Annotated in this window: 23 protein-coding genes; 9 read left to right on the top strand and 14 right to left on the bottom strand. The window is 64.5% G+C overall.

The window, feature by feature from the left end; all coding sequences use genetic code 11:
• Positions 1–301 precede the first annotated feature (301 nt).
• From RQP53_RS24345 to RQP53_RS24360, 4 genes are all read left to right on the top strand, one after another.
• The gene (locus RQP53_RS24345) at positions 302–1000 is read left to right on the top strand and encodes a DUF5677 domain-containing protein (protein WP_315653335.1); all 699 of its coding nucleotides are present in this window, start codon (positions 302–304) and stop codon (positions 998–1000) included.
• 335 nt (positions 1001–1335) lie between these two features.
• Positions 1336–1800: a hypothetical protein gene (locus RQP53_RS24350; RefSeq protein WP_315653336.1), complete on the top strand. Its 465-nt coding sequence runs from the start codon at positions 1336–1338 to the stop codon at positions 1798–1800.
• A gap of 368 nt (positions 1801–2168) precedes the next feature.
• Positions 2169–2945: a hypothetical protein gene (locus RQP53_RS24355; protein WP_315653337.1), complete on the top strand. Its 777-nt coding sequence runs from the start codon at positions 2169–2171 to the stop codon at positions 2943–2945.
• A gap of 114 nt (positions 2946–3059) precedes the next feature.
• Positions 3060–4184: an HAF repeat-containing protein gene (locus RQP53_RS24360; RefSeq protein WP_315653338.1), complete on the top strand. Its 1125-nt coding sequence runs from the start codon at positions 3060–3062 to the stop codon at positions 4182–4184.
• A 149-nt stretch (positions 4185–4333) separates the two neighbouring features.
• Here the strand turns inward: RQP53_RS24360 and RQP53_RS24365 are convergent, their stop codons facing one another.
• The 4 genes from RQP53_RS24365 to RQP53_RS24380 are packed head-to-tail and all read right to left on the bottom strand — an operon-like array spanning position 4334 to position 7708.
• Positions 4334–5104, bottom strand: coding sequence for a LytR/AlgR family response regulator transcription factor (locus RQP53_RS24365; protein ID WP_315653339.1), 771 nt, complete (start codon positions 5102–5104; stop codon positions 4334–4336).
• Positions 5101–6192: a sensor histidine kinase gene (locus RQP53_RS24370; protein ID WP_315653340.1), complete on the bottom strand. Its 1092-nt coding sequence runs from the start codon at positions 6190–6192 to the stop codon at positions 5101–5103. The genes RQP53_RS24365 and RQP53_RS24370 overlap by 4 nt, the downstream gene beginning before the upstream one ends.
• A gap of 47 nt (positions 6193–6239) precedes the next feature.
• Positions 6240–6644 carry a hypothetical protein gene (locus tag RQP53_RS24375; RefSeq protein WP_315653341.1) on the bottom strand — a complete coding sequence of 135 codons (405 nt, stop codon included), beginning with the start codon at positions 6642–6644 and terminating at the stop codon, positions 6240–6242.
• Between the two features lie 35 nt (positions 6645–6679).
• Complete coding sequence (locus RQP53_RS24380) at positions 6680–7708, bottom strand: tetratricopeptide repeat protein (protein WP_315653342.1); 1029 nt, start codon at positions 7706–7708, stop codon at positions 6680–6682.
• A gap of 304 nt (positions 7709–8012) precedes the next feature.
• Between RQP53_RS24380 and RQP53_RS24385 the strand changes: the two genes are divergently transcribed.
• The 4 genes from RQP53_RS24385 to RQP53_RS24400 all read left to right on the top strand — a co-directional run bounded on the left by RQP53_RS24385 (position 8013) and on the right by RQP53_RS24400 (position 10879).
• The gene (locus tag RQP53_RS24385) at positions 8013–8996 is read left to right on the top strand and encodes a CE1 family esterase (RefSeq protein WP_315653343.1); all 984 of its coding nucleotides are present in this window, start codon (positions 8013–8015) and stop codon (positions 8994–8996) included.
• Positions 8993–9730 (top strand): DUF2306 domain-containing protein, encoded by a 738-nt coding sequence (locus tag RQP53_RS24390; protein ID WP_315653344.1) that lies wholly within the window; start codon positions 8993–8995, stop codon positions 9728–9730. The genes RQP53_RS24385 and RQP53_RS24390 overlap by 4 nt, the downstream gene beginning before the upstream one ends.
• A gap of 166 nt (positions 9731–9896) precedes the next feature.
• Complete coding sequence (locus RQP53_RS24395) at positions 9897–10370, top strand: hypothetical protein (RefSeq protein WP_315653345.1); 474 nt, start codon at positions 9897–9899, stop codon at positions 10368–10370.
• 104 nt (positions 10371–10474) lie between these two features.
• Positions 10475–10879: a hypothetical protein gene (locus tag RQP53_RS24400; RefSeq protein ID WP_315653346.1), complete on the top strand. Its 405-nt coding sequence runs from the start codon at positions 10475–10477 to the stop codon at positions 10877–10879.
• Positions 10880–10984: 105 nt separating this feature from the next.
• Here the strand turns inward: RQP53_RS24400 and rbp are convergent, their stop codons facing one another.
• Together rbp and RQP53_RS24410 are read right to left on the bottom strand one after the other, a co-directional pair.
• Positions 10985–11335, bottom strand: a complete 351-nt coding sequence (rbp, locus tag RQP53_RS24405; RefSeq protein WP_315653347.1) for an RNA-binding regulator — start codon at positions 11333–11335, stop codon at positions 10985–10987.
• Positions 11336–11462: 127 nt separating this feature from the next.
• Complete coding sequence (locus tag RQP53_RS24410) at positions 11463–11672, bottom strand: hypothetical protein (protein WP_315653348.1); 210 nt, start codon at positions 11670–11672, stop codon at positions 11463–11465.
• 335 nt (positions 11673–12007) lie between these two features.
• On the opposite strand from RQP53_RS24410, the gene RQP53_RS24415 reads away from it, so the two are divergent.
• Positions 12008–12376, top strand: a complete 369-nt coding sequence (locus RQP53_RS24415; RefSeq protein WP_315653349.1) for a DUF1428 domain-containing protein — start codon at positions 12008–12010, stop codon at positions 12374–12376.
• 29 nt (positions 12377–12405) lie between these two features.
• On the opposite strand, the gene RQP53_RS24420 is transcribed toward RQP53_RS24415, so the two are convergent.
• The 8 genes from RQP53_RS24420 to RQP53_RS24455 all read right to left on the bottom strand — a co-directional run bounded on the left by RQP53_RS24420 (position 12406) and on the right by RQP53_RS24455 (position 19092).
• Positions 12406–14055: a 2Fe-2S iron-sulfur cluster-binding protein gene (locus RQP53_RS24420; RefSeq protein WP_315653350.1), complete on the bottom strand. Its 1650-nt coding sequence runs from the start codon at positions 14053–14055 to the stop codon at positions 12406–12408.
• An 84-nt stretch (positions 14056–14139) separates the two neighbouring features.
• Entirely contained in the window at positions 14140–14682 is a 543-nt protein-coding gene (locus tag RQP53_RS24425) for a carboxymuconolactone decarboxylase family protein (protein ID WP_315653351.1), read from the bottom strand.
• A gap of 147 nt (positions 14683–14829) precedes the next feature.
• The gene (locus RQP53_RS24430) at positions 14830–15486 is read right to left on the bottom strand and encodes a PEP-CTERM sorting domain-containing protein (RefSeq protein WP_315653352.1); all 657 of its coding nucleotides are present in this window, start codon (positions 15484–15486) and stop codon (positions 14830–14832) included.
• 140 nt (positions 15487–15626) lie between these two features.
• Positions 15627–16946 carry an RNA polymerase sigma factor gene (locus tag RQP53_RS24435; protein ID WP_315653353.1) on the bottom strand — a complete coding sequence of 440 codons (1320 nt, stop codon included), beginning with the start codon at positions 16944–16946 and terminating at the stop codon, positions 15627–15629.
• Between the two features lie 174 nt (positions 16947–17120).
• Positions 17121–17513: a VOC family protein gene (locus RQP53_RS24440; protein WP_315653354.1), complete on the bottom strand. Its 393-nt coding sequence runs from the start codon at positions 17511–17513 to the stop codon at positions 17121–17123.
• On the bottom strand, positions 17510–18055 hold the full coding sequence (locus RQP53_RS24445; protein ID WP_315653355.1) for an SRPBCC family protein: 546 nt from the start codon (positions 18053–18055) through the stop codon (positions 17510–17512). Before RQP53_RS24445 ends, RQP53_RS24440 begins: the two co-directional genes overlap by 4 nt.
• A gap of 36 nt (positions 18056–18091) precedes the next feature.
• Positions 18092–18475 (bottom strand): YciI family protein, encoded by a 384-nt coding sequence (locus RQP53_RS24450; protein WP_315653356.1) that lies wholly within the window; start codon positions 18473–18475, stop codon positions 18092–18094.
• A 266-nt stretch (positions 18476–18741) separates the two neighbouring features.
• Positions 18742–19092: a YciI family protein gene (locus RQP53_RS24455; protein WP_315653357.1), complete on the bottom strand. Its 351-nt coding sequence runs from the start codon at positions 19090–19092 to the stop codon at positions 18742–18744.
• Positions 19093–19316 lie beyond the last annotated feature (224 nt).

A 19316-nucleotide genomic window follows, 5' to 3' on the forward strand; every position in this document is an offset into this window, starting at 1 on the left:
TGGGGCCGCTCGATCACGTCCCGCCTGCCGAGTTCGAAGCCAATTACCATCGTCAACGCGCTGGTCAGGCCGCGACCGTCTGACTTAAACCAACTGGCCTCCGCGGAACCCGGGGCGTTTCAAACTGCCGCTTGTTGACGCGCTACGCGGCCTCGCAATGCTTCAACAGGAGTTCTTACGGCTAGCACTCTTCGTTGCTTCCGAAGGGCCCGCAGAGTTCGAGGGTGAGACTCTTACTTGCAGTCTCGCGGACGCCCAGCGTCGCACAAGTACTTTGCTGGCAATGGGCGCTGGCCAGTCAGTGGAGTCCCTGCTGCGTATCGCCAAGCAGAGAGGAATTCCTGCCCGTGACGCATATCCAATTGCTCGCTCCGCAATTGAATCATTCGTCAATGCGAGTTACCTGCTATGCGAGGGGAACGACGTAGCAAATAGAGCCATCCGGTACATCGACTATGCCGCGTGGCGTCATCACAACCGGAAGTTTGGAAGCGGCGAGTTCTCGATCGAAGTTCGTTCAGACCCAGATCCTGAATCAACACTTGCCACGAAGTTTCCCGAGTTCGCCGGCAAGGGAAACGGTAGTTGGACCAACTTGGATGTGCCAAGTCGAATCAGACGGGTTGGTGAACTAGCAGGCCGGAAAGCGGGCTATCGCTTACTTGCTGGCTACGGTCTAATCTACTCGCTGTCGTCAGAGGTCATCCATGGCTCCCCGTTTGGAGCGAGCTACTTCTACTCCGCATACAAGAACGAAGAGGCGAGTACTGAGGCATTCATCGCCGGCAACGTTAGGCAGCTAGAGGAAATCTTCGTTGCAGTCCTTCATGCAGGTTGTGGTTACCTGGCAGCATTCTTTGGGCTACAAAACATGGTGGCGCCAGTCGCAGCCGAAGAAAAGCTATTCAATCGGCTCTTGGCACTTAGTACCATGCCGCAGTCAGCCTTTCCTCTGAATTCGCCGCCTCAAGGCAAACATGACACTCACGACACCAAATAAGACCACATTTGAGCCAGCGCGGAGGGGTGCGCGGCCTAACTGGGCGGTCAAGCGGACGCCAACAAGGGCAAGGCCTTCGGCATTTTCATGGCCCTTGTTGGTGCCCTCCGCCTTCGGCTCCGGCGCCGCTTGCCTGTGGCGTTAGGCACTTACCAATGGCTGCGAATAAACCTCCGTCCGTCATTGAGCGAGTCTCAGGCAGTCTCGTGACTGAGTCTGCACTGACTGCGGTCGCTGCTGCGGCTGGTACCCCACTTGCAGCATTACTCCCAGTGCTTAGCAAGTCACTTGCCGCGGAGCGGCAGAAGCTGCGAGTCGAAGCGACTCTTCGGGAGATGAATGATCTGCTCGAGAGGCACGAGGAGCAGCTTGAGAATTTGACTGATCAACAGTTCAAATTAATTAACGAAACCGTTCTCGCACTCCTTCACACAACAAGCGAAGAGAAGATGGCGCTGCTCAGAAACGCAGTGCAGAACGGAATGACTGCGGCTGAGCTCCCTTCACAGGAGGCTGTCTTCCTCAGTCGAATCATCCGAGACATTTCGTTTGAAGAAGCGGACTTTCTTCTGCGAAATTTCGAGTACGACCGAATTTGGTTAAATGAGACTACTCATGCCGGCGATGAGCGGAACACGCTTGTTGTAAAGCCCAGCACGACTGATGGGCATGTTGTCCTTGGCCTGGTTACCCTGGGGCTCATTACAACCGCTGAACCTACATATGACGATAGCGGCCACCTAAAGTTCTCTCCGCTTGTCGCCAAGCTAATTGCGCTGCTTGAGGCACCGCGTGCCTGACCAGCCGCTCGCCCGAACCCGCAACGACCTGCCGCCGCGGGCCGATTCGCTCAAACTTTGGACTGCCGTTTCAGCGATGCGGGGTCGTTGCATCCGAGGGCCGCAATGGGTCGATCTGCGACGGTCGCGTGACGCGATAGCGGGCACTGGACCAGTTCGCGTGTGAGCGTCAGGCCCGACGACCGGTTCCAGGGGCGAAGCCGCCAGTCAGGCCGCGCCAAGTCGGTCGACCGCTTCTGACAGCAGCAGTCATCCGGCGTCCATGGTCGAACGACCGAGATCAGCCTAAAGCAGCCCTAACGTCCACTGTCTTAGCCGCCTAGCGATACTCCCCGAACCTCGCCAATTCGCCAGAAGGGCACTTTGCCATGCACCAGCCACGCCAGCCCCAAGCCTCTGCGCTGCAAAGCCACGCTGCCGCACAGCGCTCAAGTTCCGGCCACTCCACCGCGCCATCCCAGCAAGACCTGACCCTCCAGCGCCACGCCGCCGGGCCGCGGATGGCAACGCAGCGGCAGCAGCTTGCGCAACTCAGGGCGGCAGCGAGTGAGCCTGTGGTGCAGCGTGCGGCTAGCGTCAATGATTTCGACAAAAGGCCCACCCAACGTGCCGGAGCGCTGTGGGCCCAGTGTGCCGACATGATCCGCGGCTTTGTCGAAGGCTCGGGCTTCAGGGATTTGGATAAGGTCAACTGCGTCCTTCAGCCAGTCTCCACCGGGCCGGGCACCAGCCTGGGTTCAACGTCCGTCTATCAGCTGGATGACGGCGATGTCTGGCAACCGGTCAGGCTGCCGCATCAGTTCGATAGCAATGAGTTCTACTGCGTTTACCTCACGCTGAATTTGAATGAGAAGAACGCCGATCCCGCCGAGATCTATGCCACCTTCTTGCATGAGTGGCATGCCCATGCACTGCCGGCGCTGGCAATGATCCAGGGCAATGTGAACCAGACGATCAGCGATGGCGAACTGGAAGACGCGGAACATCGCGCCTATGCCCGGACCAGCGAAGAAGCGCTTAGAGGCTACGCCACTGGCTTTGGCCTGGAGGATGAATTGCATGCCGATGTCACTCGCCGGCTGGTCGCCGATCACAATCGCTACAGCACCGATACCGGCAAGTTAATTCCAAAGCAAGGGCTTTGAAGCCGGCGCGGCTTGCGTCTAGGCAAGGCTTGGAGCGTGTTTTCCACGTCCCCATCGACTCAAGCGGACCTGCCCAAGCCATCCGCTCCGCCATATCTTTTTAGAGGGAGAACCATGCATCAGCTGTTTTGTACTCGCGTCCTGTTCACGTTCCTTGCAATTGCAGTTATCGATGCATCGGCTGAAGTGCGCCCTTTGAAAATAGAAGAAGTCGGTCGTGGCGAATCGATTGCCTACGATATGAATGCTGCCGGTCAGGTTGCGGTGGTGTTGAAAGACGCAAACGGCGGACATCACGCTGCGTATTGGGAAAACGGTCAATTGATTCGGTTGGGCACGCTCGGCGGCATCGAGAGTGAAAGCAAAGGCATCAATGATCATGGCGAGATCATTGGCTCAGCACAAAAGGCAAATGGCAGCTGGGCGGCTTTTGTTTACAGCCGCGCCAAAGGTATGCGCGAACTCGGCACGCTGGGTGGCTTCAGTACCAATGGGACGGGATTGAACAATCGCGGTGAGGCGGTTGGCTTTGCCGACACGCCGGACGGGCAGTGGCATGCATTCCTGTCTCAGCCCGGCAAGGCTATGCAAGACCTGGGCACCTTGGGCGGCAAGATCAGCTATGCCAGCGGCATCAACAATCATGGCCAAGTCGTGGGCACAGCGATGGACCGTGGCGGTTTTCGACATGCGTTTTTCTATGACGCCAAACGCGGCATGATCGACTTGGGCACGCTGGGCGGACGCTTCAGTTCTGCCGCCGCGATCAATGACGATGGCTGGGTGGTCGGCACCTCTGAAATGAAGGATCGCAGCTGGCATGCCTTTTTATTCGATGGCAAGGAGATGAAGGATCTCGGCGCGATCATCGGTCATGGCGATAGTTATGCCACCGGCATCAATAACGCTGGCCATGTCGTGGGCACGGTAAAACTCGCTGGCGAGCGCTTGGGCGATCGCCGCCTGGCCTTTGTGTGGCGTGATCAGAAAATGAATCTGCATCCAAGCGGCAAAGCGCTGTATGTGACCAATGCAATCAATAACCAAGGGCAGGTCGTTGGTGCGAATTACGATCGCGGCTTTCATGCCGCGACGATGTCTTCGAACATGACGCCATTTGTCGATCACGATGGCGAGAAAATTCTCTCCTTTAATTTGCTCATGCCGCTGCTGGCGGGCACCTTGGTGCTCTTCCGTAAACGTTGGAAGGGCTTGTTGTTTAATCGTTATTCTGTTTAGTTGCCGATGCAGCGGCCGGGGGCATCGAGGCGAATTCGGGGCGTGTGTTTGCGACTTGACGGGGGCGGCGAATGCGTGACCCCGTGGCCTGAGCGCGCGCCCCACGCTCTAGCCTTGTCGCCACACCGGGCCATCGTGCCCCGGGCGCCTCACATTTCCTTGAAGAGGTGCAGGTAGCTCCTGCTCACCCCGAGGCGCTCGTTGCGGCCTTTGAGCTCGATGTCGGCAGTCTCGTTCTCGCCCCGCGTGACGCGACGGATCGAGCGCAGATTGACGATCACCGAACGGTGCACCTGGGCGAAGTGCGCGGGGTCGAGCTGGGCAAGCAGCTCCTTGAGCGGCGTGCGGATCAATGCCTCGGCCGGCTGGCCTTCGTCTCGATAGGCCACCAAGGTGTACTTGGTGTCGCTCTTGAGGTAGTCGATATCGTCAATCGGGATCATGCGCAGCGATGAGCCCACGGTGGCACGGATCCAGTCCAGCGGCTTGGGCTGGTCCAGCTTGAGCCGCGCCGCCAATTGGCTCAGCAACTGCTCGCTGTGCACGGCCGGTTGGGCCTGCTGCAGGCGCGCCTTCAGGCGCTCCACCGTTTCGGCCAGGCGCTCCGCCGTGACCGGCTTGACCAGGTAGTCCAGCACGCCATGTTGAAAGGCTTCCAGCGCGTACTGGTCGAAGGCGGTGACGAACACCAGGTGGGCGCGCTTGCCCACTTGCCGCGCGACCTCGACGCCGCTCAGGCCCGGCATGTGCACGTCCAGAAAGCAGATGGCCGGCTGGTGCTGCTCGAACAGCTCAATGGCCTGGCGGCCATTGCGGGCCTGCGCCACGATTTGCAATTCCGGCCAGGCGGCTGCCAATCGGGCTTCAAGAATCTCGCGCAGCAGCGGCTCGTCGTCGGCGATCAGGGCGGTAGGCTTCATGGCTTCTCGGAAAACTCGATCGTTGCTTGCACACCGTGCGGGGTGACCTCGCTCAGCGTCAGGGTCGCGCTGCCGCCGTAGGCCCACAGCAGGCGTTCACGCAGGGCCGCCAGTCCGGTGCCCAGACCGCCGCCGCTGGCTTGCAGGCCCACGCCGGTATCAACCACGCGCAGGCGGCAGCGCCGCGCCTCCAGCAACTCGGCATGGACGTCGATGCGGCCGCCCTCCTCGCTGGGATCGATGCCATGCTGGACGGCATTCTCGACCAGGGTCAGCAGCGTCATCGGCGGGCAGCTCAGCAGGTGAACCCCGGGGCCGACATGCAGTGCAAAGGTCAGCCGGTCGGGCATGCGCATCTGCATCAGTTCCAGGTAGGCGCGCACCAGCTCCAGCTCCTGGCCCAGGGTGTTGGCCGACCCATCCAGGCGCGGCACAGCGGCGCGCAGATACCCGGTCAGGCTTTGCAGCAGTTTGGGCGCGCGCGGCGAGCCGCCTTCCACCAGGGCCTGCACATTGGCCAGGGTGTTGAAGAGGAAATGCGGCTGGGCCTGCGCGGTAAGCAGGCGCATGCGCGCGTCGAGCGCCTGCCGGGCCATCTCGCTGCGCTCCAGCTCGAAGTCGATCGCCTGCTTTTCCACTTTGGCCTCGCGTTGACGCAGCAGGGCCGCCAGCGCCGTCCAGGGCGCTACCAGCATGCCCAGGAAGGTGAAGGTCATGTAGCCTTCCAGGCGAGCGGTCTTCCAGAATGGCAGCGCGCCGGGTGCATTGCTCAAGAGAAAGGCCAGGAACAAGGCCAGCGGCACGGTTGCCCCGACGGCCGCCACCTGCAGGGCCCAGCGCGCCAGCCATCTGGGCAGGCGGCGCGGCCATTGCTCGAACAGGCCGAAGACCAGCAGCAGCGCCAGGCCCACGCCAAACACCCGCGCCACCAGATGCCACATCGAGCCATTCCAACCGAAGCTGAACAGCAGCACAAAGAGTGCGCAGATGATGGTGACGGTGCGCACGCGCCGCCAACTGAATACGGCGCGCCAGTTGGATGTCGGCTCGGCTAGCGCCTTGAGCTGGGCGTAGGGGCTGGAAGTCATCTGGACTGGATATTAGGGGGCTTTGGCAGCCGTGGTCTTAACAGGCCCTAGCGAAAGCGTTCGGCTGGCTTGCGGAAATAGTGGTGCGCGATGTAGCGCCAGGGCAGCACCAGGGGCGTGAGCACCACGCCCATCAAGCAGGCTTCAGCGGTGCCTTGCACAGCTGGTGTGATGGCGCCGGCTCGCCACAGCGGGTAGGCAATCGCCGCGAGCCAGACCGTCTTCCAGATCAGCTCAAAGATCAGCAGGGGCAAGAGTTGCAGCGGATAGCGCAGACCCCAGACGCAGAGGATGGCCAGGCCGCTCAGCAGCGCCGCTGTCTCACCCTTGCGCTGGGCCCAGAGATCGCTGTGTTGAAACATCGAGGGGCCGAAGCTGAGCGCCAGACCGACGGTGACCAGCAGATAAAAGGCGCGCAGCAGATTCAAGCGCCAGAGAGGAACATCGTTCATGGGAGTGATCTCAGTATTGGGTTGCGGGGCTTGGCTCAGCCAAGCTTGGCCAGGCTCTTGCGCACGGTTTCGACATTGGCCGGCTTGGCGCGCTTGTTGGCGATGAAACGCTCATAGACCGCCTTGGCCTGCGCCTTGTCGCCCTTGGCGAGGAGGGCGTCGCCAAGGCGGTGGTCGATCGGGTAGTCGTCCGCGCCGGCGAGCGTCCTGGCGCGCTCGAACAGGCGAATGGCTTCGTCCAGCTGCCCCAGGGCGGCCTGCACACGCGCCGCGCCGTAAAAGCCGGCGGCCCGGCTGGGTTGTTCGCGCTGCAGGAACTCATACAGACTCCTGGCCTTGGCCAGGTCCTTGCCGTCCTTCAGGTAGACGAGGGCGAGCTCCATGGTGGCATCGCGCACTTCCTCGAGCAGGGCGGAGTCCTTGGCGCCCTTGAGCGCCAGCAACTCGGTTTCCATCTCGCCCCACTTCTTGGCCTCGGCCGCGATGTGCACGCGAATGATGCGCGCCGTCTCGGGCTGGCTGTTGCGCACGGCCGCCTCCAGCTCCATCGCCTTGGCGGTGCTGCCGCCCATCATGCCGGGCAGCGTGATGTAGAGCTTGGCCAGCTGCACCCGGGCCGTGACGCTGGTCGGCTCCAACTCCAGGGTGCGAATCCATGCGTCCTTCAAGCTGCCCACGCTGCGCATCGCCTTGGCCATGCCCATATTGAGCATCTGCAGGCTGAGGTTCTGCGCTGCCGCCAGATGGCAGACGGCCACGTTCGGGTGCTGCTGGATGCAGAGCCTGGCCTGCTGCGCCGCGGCCTCCAGGCGCTGGGCGTTGGCGGGGTCTGCCAAGCTTTGGCCCAACACCAGAGCGGCGCTGGCCTCGGCATCGGCAGGGTTGGCCTTCAGGCGGGTTTGGGCCTGCTGTTCAAGTTCTGCGAACTTGCCGGCCTCGTGCAGTGACTCCAGCTGGGCGTCCTTGAAGACGGCGGCTTGCGCACTGTCCATCGAGGCGCCAACGCTCAGCACGGCAAGGAGGGCGGTGATCAAACGGGTGCTGCGGGTGTGGGGCATTTTCATCTTGGAGGGCTTTCTGGGAGGATCTTGGCGGTTTGGACTTCTAAGGAAGGTCTGGACCAGCGACGGGGGCAATTGTTTTGGGTCGCTCGACCGCCTTCCCGGCGGCTCCGACGAGACACGCCGTGCCGGTTCTCAACGACGACGGGCCGGGACGAAAGGCGCTGCAGGCGGCCTGGCCAGCACTGGCGTCGTTGGTCCTGGCCCGCCGTGGTTCGTCAACGCCGCGGCGTGCTTGATCGGTTGAAGTCCGGTGGCAGGCCGGCATCAGTCACAGTGGCGACCTCGCCGCATACACCGCACCGCCATGAAAAGAATTCCGCGCCTTCTTTTGATCAGCCTGATCAGCCTGCTTGCCCTGGTGCTGAGCGGGGCGGCCCTGTTTGCCTATTTCCTCTACACCCCTGCGCCCGAACTGCCGCAGCTCTCCGGCACGCTCAGCAAGGGCAGCATCGAGGTGGCCGGCATCCAGCGCAGCTACCGCAGCTATGTGCCCAGGAATCTGCCCAAAGGCGCGCCGCTGGTGCTGGTGATGCACGGCTCGGGTGAGGGCCCGCAGGCCATCCGTGTGGGCACCGGCTATGGCTTCGAACGCCTGGCCGACCAGCATGGCTTTGCCGTGGTCTACCCCAAGTCCTTCGGTTTCGACTGGAACGATTGCAGCTCCATCGGCGACACCGCCGTGAACGGCGTGCGCGCCGACGATGCCGGCTTCCTGGCGGCGCTGGTGGAGAAGCTGGTCGGCGAGCTCGGCGTCGATCCCGAGCGCGTGTTTGCGGCCGGGGTGTCGAACGGGGGCTCGATGGCGCTGCGCCTGGCGCTGGAGCAGCCGAAGCGCTTCCGCGCTGTGGCCGCCGCACTGGCCAATGTGCCGGCGCCGCAGAACTTCCAATGTCAGCCCGTCGGGCAGCCGCCCTCGGTCATGCTCCTGAACGGCACCGAGGACCCACTGGTGCCCTATGCCGGCGGCGAGATCAATCTGCTCGGGCTGTTCTACAAGGGGGGGGATGTCATCTCCGCCACCGCCTCGGCCCAGTACTTCGCGGACCGCAAGGCCATCACCGGCAAACCGCAACTCAGCCTGACGCCAACGACCCACGGCACCCGTGTCGAGCACGCGCGCTGGCAAGCGGCCGACGGCCGTGGCGAGGTCGAGCTGGTCACCCTGCATGGCGCCGGCCACGGGCTGCCCCAGCCCTGGGCGCGTCGCCCCCGCCTGCTGGGCCCGTCGCCCATGGAGCCCAACGGTCCGGCCCTGATCTGGTCCTTCTTTTCGAGGCAATCGCAATGAGTGTGCTGGAAGTCTCTTCGGCCAGTCCGGCGCTGGTGCACGCCGCCGCGGCGGTGGTGCTGTACCTGCACATCGGTGCTGGCACGGTGGGCCTGCTGGCCGGCGCGGCCGTCTTTGTGTTTCGCAAGGGATCGCGTTGGCATCGCCGGCTCGGCAATGTCTTCGTCGTCGCCATGCTGCTCATGTCCGCCATCGGTGCCACCGTGGCCCCGTTCCTGCCCAAACCCGAGCGGGCCTCGGTCATTGCCGGCGTGCTGACCTTCTACCTGGTGCTCAGCAGCTGGGCGGCCGTCAAACGCAAGCCGGGTCAGTTCGGCGCGTTTGACTACGGCCTGCTGCTGACCGCGCTTGGCGTCGTCGGCTTCAGCGCCTACCTTGGAGTCCTGGCCGCCGAGAGCCCGAACGGCAAGCTCGACGGTCAGCCGGCCGCCGCCTTCGTGCTGTTCATCATCATCGGCACCCTGGCGGCCCTGGGGGATTTGCGCTTGATCCTGGCGCGCGGCGTCAGTGGTGCGACACGCCTGGCGCGCCACCTGTGGCGCATGACCGCGGCCTTCTTCATTGCAGCCAACGCGCTGTTCCTGGGCCAGCCTCAGGTGTTCCCGAAGACGCTGCGCGGCTTCCTGTTCCTGCCGGCCCCGCTCATCCTGGGACTGCTGCTCTATTGGCTCGGCCATGTGGGCTACGGCGCCTACCGGCGCCGGAAAACGCGACCGACCGCATCGATGCCCTGACCAGCGAAGCAAGACCAAGCCGAGATGCCTCGGTCTTGGGCCCGGGAAAGGCCTGCCCAGGGATCTTCCTTGGCCACATCTTTGGCCACTTCTTTGGACACAACGCGCGCCATTGCAGAATCCCAGCTCTTCGATCCACAAGCGATAAAGAGCGAGACGCACAGCAATGAACGAGGGAAAGCCGGCAAGTTTTGCATCGGTCGATGAGGCCATGAAGGAGGCCGCGGCGTTCGCCGTGGCCGACGCGGCGGCCGAGGGCCTGGTGCTCGACTATTCCTGGAGCAGCGTCCAGCAGCTGGAGGCGGCCTTCGATCGGCTGTTCGACGAGAAGCAGCAGCCGGGATTGCTTGGCCGGCTGATCGGCAAGAAGCCCCCGGCTTCACGGCGCAGCACGCGCTACGCCTACGCCTATGGCGGCTATCTGGCCGAGGTGGTTCGCCGGCGCCATGCGGGCGAGTGGGGGCGGCACAGCCGCATGCAGCCCGAACAGGAGAAGCTGACCTTCACCACCGGCGCCGGCATCGAGATGTGGCCGCATGAGCGGATCATGAAGCGGGCGCTCAATGGGCCGGAAGACAATCTCTACGACTATCTCTGTGCGCTGGATCGCATGATCAGCGAGCGCAGCCATGGCGCATGATCGGGGACCCAAGGCGCGGCCCGCTTTCGGGTAGGCTCAGGGCCTGAGCCCGACCGGGTCGGGTAGGGTCGGGCTCTAGAGCTTTCAGCAAACAGAGGTTCCCCATGAAGCAGTACCTTGTCCCCATGCTCGGGCTGGCCATCGCTGCCGGCGCCGCGCAGGCCGCCGATATCGGTGTCTCCATCCAGGTTGGACAGCCGGGCTTTTATGGCCGGATCGACATCGGCAATGCCGCTCCGCCGCCAGTGGTGCTGGCCGAGCCGGTGTGGGTGCAGCGGGCGGCGGTACGCCCGCAGCCCATCTACCTGCGCGTGCCGCCGGGCCATCAGAAGCATTGGGACAAGCACTGCGGCGAATACCGGGCCTGCGGTGTGCCGGTCTACTTCATCAGGGAGGAGTGGTACCAGGAGCGCTACGGCCGGGGCGATGAGGGTCGCCGTGGCGGCGACGACCACGACCACGAGCGCGGCAAGGGTCATGGCAAGGGCCACGGCAAGGGCCGCGACTGAAGCCTTGGCGGTCGGCGTGCTGAAAAGTGCAACGAGCCGGTCGTGGCGCGAAAAAAAGCCGGCTCATCGGAGCCGGCTCTCATCAACAGCGGGGCGCTGCTGGTTTCAGTAGCGGCCACCGCCAAAGCCACCGGTGCCGTAGCCCACATCTTTGCGCTTGGTCGCGGTGTAGCCGGCCGGACTGTAGCCGTCAGAGCGCTTGTTGTCTTCGCGAGGGCGTGCCAGGGTCACGACGATGGATCGTCCGTCCACCGACACGCCGTGCAGGGCGGCGATCGCGGCCTCGGCCATCTCGGCGCTGGCCATTTCCACAAAGCCGAAGCCCTTGGAGGTGCCGGTGTCGCGGTCCATCATGACCCGGGCGGAAGTCACGCTGCCGAACTCGGAAAAATTGCTCTTCAGGCTGGCGTCAGTGACGGAATAGGGCAGATTGCCGACGTAGATTTTGCTGCTCATGGCGGAGTCTTTCGAAAAAGGTGTTGCACGTTCGATGTGCAGAGGCGTGGGGTGATGATCCCGTCGCCGATGGGATGAAAGGCTGGATGCGCTCGGTGACGAGCACGCCGACTTATGCAGACCTTCCCTAACACTCAGGAGGATGTTGCATCGAGGTCTGCAACCAGCCTTGCGTGACCGCAAACAGCCGGGCGGCGTTGTGCGACGCAAAGGTCTTGTCGAACCTGAACACACGGCAGTAGCTGCCGTTGCCCTGGGATCGCTGGACTGAAAACGACGCGAGGAAGCGGCCGCCGTCAGTCTTGTGTGTCGCGGGCGAAACGACAAATCGGCCCATGGAGATGGAGGTGTTGGAGATAGGGGTCAATCAGTACCGCGAGAAGCGTTCTCTCGCGGGAGCACCGGATGGCTCGGTTGGCTGCTGCTCTGCAAACCAAAAGGGCATTTTGTGCCGCAAGGCGCGGCGACTGGAGTGCGTGCGCGTCAAGCTTCACCCCATGTATGCGAGGCCGAGTATACCGGTGCCGCCTGCGACGCTGCTGAGCGGCCGCGGGGCGCATATGCTGTTGCTCGTCACGCGATGTCGATCTCGCCTGCCCTCGTTCGTCGATCAGCTGCGAGCCGCCCTCCTCAGGCGGACGCGCGACCATTCCACTTCACAGGGGTGAACCCATGTCTTACATCGATGGTTTTGTGATCGCGGTTCCCACCGCCAACAAGCTGCAGTTCATCGAGCACGCGCGCCATTTCGACGCGCTGTTCATCGAGCTGGGCGCGATACGGGTGCTTGAAAGCTGGGGGACCGACGTGCCCGACGGCAAGCTCACCGACTTCCGCCGCGCCGTTCAGGCCACGGCCGAAGAGACGGTGGCCTTCTCCTGGGTGGAATGGCCCGACAAGGCCACACGCGACGCCGGCATGAAGAAGATGCTCGAAGACCCGCGCATGGACCCGAACAACCCCAACAACCCGCCGATGCCCTTTGACGGCAAACGGATGATCTTCGGCGGCTTCGAAACGGTGGTGGAGGTGAAGGCCTGAGCCTTGCGGCCAGCGCCCCCGACCTGCGGCTACGCCAGCGCCAGCACCAGATCCTCCCCGCCCGACACGCACAGGCAGAGCCGGCCGGCCGCGCGTTCGGCGGGGCTGAGGGCGCTGTCGCGATGCTCGGGCCGCCCTGAGAGAACCTGCACCGCGCACTGGCCGCAGCTGCCGGCGCGGCAGCCGGATTGGGCCGGCAGGCCGGCGGCTTCAACGGCGTCGAGCAAGCTCTGCCCCGCGGCGACCGGCACGTCCACGGCCTCGGTGCCGTTCTGGCCGACGCGCCGGCGATGAACGGTGATGCGGCTGGGCTGCAGGGCGCCAGCCGCCTGCTCGACCGCGCTGAAGCGCTCGGCATGGAACTGCCCGGCCATGCCGGCCGCACCGGCGGCGGCGCGCACCGCCTCGATCAGCCGGGCCGGGCCGCAGACGTAGATCTCGGTGTCGGGCGTGGCGGCAGCGATCAAGGCGGCGGGGTCCAGCCGTTCGTACTGATCGGCGGCATAACGCTTCAGCTGCGCGCTGCCAAACTCGCGCTGCAGGCGGTCCAGATAGGCGGCCTCACGGGCCGAGCGCATCGCGTAGTGCAACACGAAGCGGCGCCCGGCGGCTTGCAGCTGCTGGGCCATGGCCTTGATCGGTGTGATGCCGATGCCGCCGGCAATCAGCAGCACCGGTGCCTGGCTGTCGGCGCGCAGCGAAAAATCGTTGCCGGGTAGCGCGCAGTGCAGCGTCATGTCCAGCTGATACTGCTCGTGAACCGCCAACGAGCCGCCGCTGCCCTGCTCTTCACGCAGCACGGCGATTTCGTAGGCATCGCGGCGGCGCGGATTGGAGCTGATCGAATAGCGGCGCTGGCTGGGCAGCAGCCGGCCATCGGGCGATCTCAGCAGCACCGGCACATCGAGATGCGCGCCGGCCTGCACCGGCGGCAGCTCGCCGCCATCGAGCGCGCGCAGTTCGTAGGCGCGCACTCGGGGCGTCAACTGGCGCACGGCGGAGATGCGCAGCGCCAGCGGGCCTTGGCCGAGCGTCTGCGCTGTGGCTGGCGGCGGAGCAGCGTCAGCCGCCTTGGACTTCAACGCCTGCAGCTCGGCCCGCGCCTTTTCCAGCGCCTCACGCAGCGGGGTGACGGCCTCCTCGACCTCGGCCTCGGTGTAGCGCGGCGTGATGTGCTTGGGGCAGTTCCAGTCGTAGGCTTCAACGGTGATGATGAAGCCGCGCTCGACCGGCGCGCGGTAATGCGGCAGCTCCAGCCGGGCAATCAGCGCCGGGTCTTCGGCCTCGCTGACCAGGTGCACGCGGCCGAGTATCTTCAGCCGGCGCTGGTTGGCGTAGTCCATCAGGATGATGGAGATGCGGTCGTTGCCCTGCAGATTGCCGACGCTGATGTACTGCACATTGCCGCGAAAGTCGGCAAAGCCCAGCGTCTTTTCGTCCAGCACCTTCAGAAAGCCCGCCGGGCCGCCGCGGAACTGCACATAGGGCCAGCCGGTCTCGCTGACGGTGGCCTGGTAGAAGCCGTCGCGCGCGTGAATGAACTCGGCCTCGCGCTCGCCGAGGCGGTCGCGGCGGTCGTCGGTGTGGTCCAGCGGCGCATAGGCGGCACGGCTGCCCATGCGGGTCTGCATGGCGCGGACGGTGGGCGTGAAGGCGATGTCCGAGTAGGCGCGGCTCATGGCGGGCTCCAAATGCGAGAGGGTGAAGTCAGCGCGGCCAGCACCGCGAGGGCGCTGGCCTATCAGGCGTCAGTCAGTGTGGACTCAGACGCTGTGCAGCGCGACCTTGGGGAAGTCGATCTCGACGCGGCTGGCCTTGCCCAGGATATTGGTCAGCAGATTCATGCCCACGTGGGTGATGATCTCGACGATATCGGCATCGCTGTAGCCGGCTTCGCGGGCTTCCAGCAGTTCGGCGGTGGTGATCTCGCCCTTGTGCTCGGCCAGGCTGCGCGCCAGCTTCACCGCGACGGCGGCCTTGGCGTCCTCGCTGGCGCCGGCGCGGTTGGCGGCGATCTCGTCGTTGCTCAGCCCGGCCTTGCGGCCGATGGCCGTGTGGGCCGACAGGCAGTATTCGCAGCTGCTTTGCTGGGCCAGCGCCAGAGCGATGCGTTCGCGGGTCAGCGGGCTCAGCGAGCCGGCATTGGCCACGCCATGCAGGCCCAGAAACGCTTGCAGCGCGACCGGCGAGTTGGCGAAGACCTTGAGGAAGTTGGGCACCATGCCGAGCTGGCCCTGGATGGCGTCCAGCAGCGTGCGTTGTTCGGCGTTGGCGTTGTGGTGATCGATGACGGTGATGCGGCTCATGATTTCAGTCCTGGTGGTGAGCGCGGGGATCGCGCTGCATGGACTGAACTATGTTTGCTGCGGTGAAAAAATAGAATTACCGTCAAATTCAATGCACTGATGCGCCAAATGGAACAATTGGCGTATCAGGCCCGCGGGAGCAGGATGTCAGCCGGCTTGGTCTGAACGGCGGCGCCGCGCGATGTAGCCGATCACGCCCATGCCGGCCAGCATCAGCAGATAGGTCTGCGGCTCGGGCACCGCCGAGGGCGCAAAGCCGGCGGCGTTGTCACCAATGCCATCCAGCAGACCGAAGCTGCCCGGCACATAGCTGCGTGCCGAGGTGCGGATGATCTGCGTGAAGCTGGTCGTGCCGGGGTTGATCTTGGACAAGCCATTCGGTACGAAGCTGAAGCCAATCACGCCAAGATTGCTGCGATCGGCGTAGTCGGACGACTCGGTGCCGGTCGAGAAGATGCCGAAGGCCTGGTTGGTCTGGTAGACCTGCAGCACGGTGCCCGAACCAACGCTGCTGAAGTCATAAGCACTGAAGCGCTCGATGCCGTTCTTGGAGCTGATGTCGTTGCTGAACTGATAGTAGAAATCCAGGCCGCTGCCGGTGTCATAGACAGCGGTTCGCGCGATGCCGTTATAGCTGGAATTGCTGATGAAGGTCACGGCGCTGTCGAGCAGGGTGCCGCCGAAGAAGCTGTTGAAGCCGACCGAGCTGGTGATGCTTTCAGAGGGCAGGTCGGTGGCCAGAGCGCCGCCGCCGATGGCGGCCAGCGCCAGCGCGATGGCGCCGGACTTGAGGTGCAGAGTCATGATGGGTGATCCTTCTTGAAGTGGCTCGCGCCCGACAACACCGGATGTGCTGGCACGCGCCAGCGCAGGGTCGCGGCTGGCGCCGCGACGGTCTGTTCGCTGCAGCACCAAGGGGCCCTATCAAGCAGGAAGCGCGGCTGTCAGGCTTTCAGCTGCGCCGCTCGCTGACGCATCAGCCGCGCTTCGGCCTCGTTGCGGCTCAAGTCAGCGGCCAGCTCGAAGGCGGCTGCGGCCTCGCTGGCGCGGCCCAGCCGGGCCAGCAGATCGCCGCGCACGCTGGCCAGCCAGGGATAGCGCTGCAGCGCCGGTTCGGCGGCCAGTTCGTCAACGATGGCCAGCGCCGCCGCCGGTCCCAGGCCCGGGCCGCTGGCCATGCTGAGCGCAACGGCGCGGTTGAGCTCGACCACCGGCGAGGGCTGCAGCTCGGCCAGTGCGTCGTACAGCGCCAGGATGGCCAGCCAGTCGGTGTCTTCGGCGCGCGGCGCGCGGGCGTGACAGGCGGCAATGGCGGCCTGCAGCGCATAGGGCCCCAGGCTCTCGCCGCGCGCACGGGCCTGCTGCTGGGCCTGGGCCAGCGCGGTCAGGCCGCGGCGGATCAGCAGGTGGTCCCAGCGGCCGCGATCCTGGGCCAGCAGCAGCACCGGTTCGCCGCGCGCGTCGAGCCGTGCCGCGCTGCGCGAAGCCTGGATCTCCATCAAGGCGACCAGGCCCAGTACCTCGGCCTCATCCGGCATCAGCGCGGCCAGCACGCGGCCCAGGCGCAACGCCTCGTCGCACAGCGCCGGGCGCATCCAGTCGGCGCCGGCGGTGGCGGTATAGCCCTCGTTGAAGATCAGGTAAATCACCTCCAGCACCGAGGCCAGGCGCTGCTGGCGCTCCTGCGCCTGCGGCACCTCAAAGGGCACTTGTGCGGCCTGTAGCGTGCGCTTGGCGCGAACGATGCGCTGGGCGATGGTGGCCTCGTTGGCCAGAAAGCCGCGGGCGATGTCCTCGGTGCTGAGCCCGCCGAGCAGGCGCAGCGTCAGCGCCACGCGGGCATCGCGCGAGAGCAGCGGATGGCAGGCGGTGAAGATCAGGCGCAGCAGGTCGTCGCCGATATCGTCGGCACGGGCGGCATCGAGGCCGTCGACGAAATCGGGCACCACCGCATCGCCGCGGGCCAGCATGTCCTGGCCTAACTCTTCATGTTTGCGCGCCTGCATCGCCTCGGCACGCAGGCGGTCCAGCGCGCGGTGCTTGGCCGTGGTCATCAGCCAGGCGGCCGGTTTGTCGGGCAAGCCGTCAACAGGCCAATGCTCAAGCGCGGCCAGCAGCGCGTCCTGCGCCAACTCCTCGGCCAGGCCGACGTCGCGCAGCATCCGCGCCAGCACCGCGATGATCTTGGCCGACTCCAGCCGCCAGACCGCCGCGATGCTGCGTTCGACCTCGCTGCGTGTGGCGGCCGAATTGCCGCTGCTCATATCCTGTATCAAAGTCTCAATCGGGACACCGACGATGCCTGCGATTCGCGGGCCGCGCGCCGGGCCGCTCCCAAGCCGGCCCGCACTGGCGATGTGCTTGCCGGTCGATCCCGGCAAGCATCGCCGTCCCCTCGGGGGACCGGCCAAGTTTCAACTTGGACGAGGGGTGCCATCTCAGACCTTGGGTTCGACCAGATGGATCAGATTGCCGCAGCCATCGGCGAACATGATGGCGCGGATCGGCCCCATGTCGGCGATCTCGCCGCGGAACTGCAGGCCACGTTCGCGCAGGCGCGCAACCTCGGCGTCCAGCGCATCGGTCACAAACGCAGTGGCTGGGATGCCGGCCTCGAACAGGGCTTTCTGAAAGACCCGTGCCGGGGGGAAGGCCATGGGCTCCAGTGCCAGTTCCACGCCTTCGATGCCGTCGGGCGAGACGACGGTCAGCCAGCGATAGGTCTCGCCCATCGGGATGTCGGCCATCTTGGTGAAGCCCAGCACCTCGGTATAGAACTTCAGCGCCTGTTCCTGGTCCTCGACCATCACGCTGGCGATCTTGATCTTCATGGTTGCTGTCCTTGTTCAGTGTGTTCGGCGAGCTGCTTCAGTTCGGCCAGGCCCGCCTCGAAATCGCTGCCGACCATGCGGTCCATATTGAAGACCAGGCCCATCAGCTTGCCGATGAAATTGTTCTTGCCGCTCATCGCCCAGACCAGGCGCTGGCCCTGCCCCTCGGGGCTCAGGCTGAAGACCACCTGGTTGTGCGCCTCGAAGGGGCGGATGAAGTCCAGCTTCATCTCGATCCGTGTGCTGGGCTGGCTGGCGCTGATCTCCATGCTGCCAACGCCGATCTCGCGGCTTTCCCAGGCGTAGAAAGCGCCCACGCCGGCGCGCTTGTCGCCATAGCGTTGCACCGTCTTCGGGTCCTTGCGCAGCCAGGGGTTCCAGCGGTTGAACTGTTCGAGGTCGTTGACCATGGTGAACACGCGCTCGGCCGGGGCCTGCACGACGATGCTGCGCTCGACCTTGAAGTCATCGGGCCGGGTGCTGGCATAGGCCACGAGCAGCAGCAGGGCGGCGAGCAGGATCAGGGCAATCAGTTTGAACATGCTTTTGTCTTTCTACGGGTGGAAGCTGCCACGCCCTCAGCGGGGCTGCTCGAAGTCTTCCGGTTCGTACAGCTCGCGGACCTCGATCTCGCCGCCGTCACCGGTCTTGCCAAAGGGCGCCGGAAAGCGCCGCGCCCATTCCATCGCCTCTTCGCGCGAACGCACCTGGATCAGCGTGTAGCCGGCGATCAGCTCCTTGGTCTCGGCAAAAGGGCCGTCGCGCAAGCTCCGCTGGTCGTCCTGGTAGCGAATGCGCCAGCCGCGGCTGCTGGGCTTGAGGCCATTGCCATCGAGCAGCACGCCGGCACGGGCCAGCTCCTCGTGATAGGCGTGCATATCAGCAAAAAGCGGATCGTCGGGGGGCGGCATCACGCCGCTTTCGCTGCGCGCATTGGCGCGAACAATGATCATGAATCGCATGGCAGTCTCCAGCTCGTTGCGGGCCGCAGTCCCGGCCCATGAAAGCCACGACGAAGCAGCGGGCGCCGTTTCGACAGCCGCGGCAAACAATTGGCTGGTGTGGCGTTAGTTGTTGACGGACCGAAGGCAAGCAGAAGCACACCACAGAGCCACTGAGACACAGAGTAAACAGCCCCAGCGCTTGGCTTGCTCCGTGTATTCCTCTATGTCTCTGTGGCTCTGTGGTTTGTTTTGGCTGAGCAACGAGCAGCGCCAAAAAGTTTCGCTCAGTCTTCGAAGCAGGGCCCGGTGCCACGCACCTCGACCGTGGCCCACTCGGCGGCCGGGCAGCGGGCGGCAATCGCCAGCGCCTCCTCACGGGTCGGCACATCGATCCAGAAGAAGCCGCCGACCATCTCCTTGGCCTCGGCAAAGGGGCCGTCGATCAGCTGGGTCTGCCCGGCGCGGCGCTGCAGGCGCTGGCTGCGCGCGCCCAGCGAGCTGACGCCACGCAAGATCCCTTGAGCCTCCAGCTCGGCACTGAAATCCAGCATGCGCTGATAGACCTGCTCGCCGGCCTCACGCCCGCGCTCGGCACGCTGGCCCAGCGGTTCAACGATCAACAACACGAATGACATGGGCGGACTCACGGCTTGCTGGCAACGGCGGCGATTGTGGGTCGATTCCGCTCGGCAGGCACCCTGGGGCTTGCCCGCTGGTCCGCAACAGAATCCTGTTATTGGTATTAGACTGGTGCTAAGGAAGGTCTGCATAAGTCGGCGTGGGCCGTGGTTGGGAGAAATGGGGCTGCCACGTAGGCGCGCTGCGAAGGTCGGGCTGGTGGCCCGACAGCCGAGCAGCG

Source organism: Roseateles aquae (assembly GCF_032337115.1).
In the GTDB taxonomy this organism is placed as follows: domain Bacteria; phylum Pseudomonadota; class Gammaproteobacteria; order Burkholderiales; family Burkholderiaceae_C; genus Roseateles_C; species Roseateles_C aquae.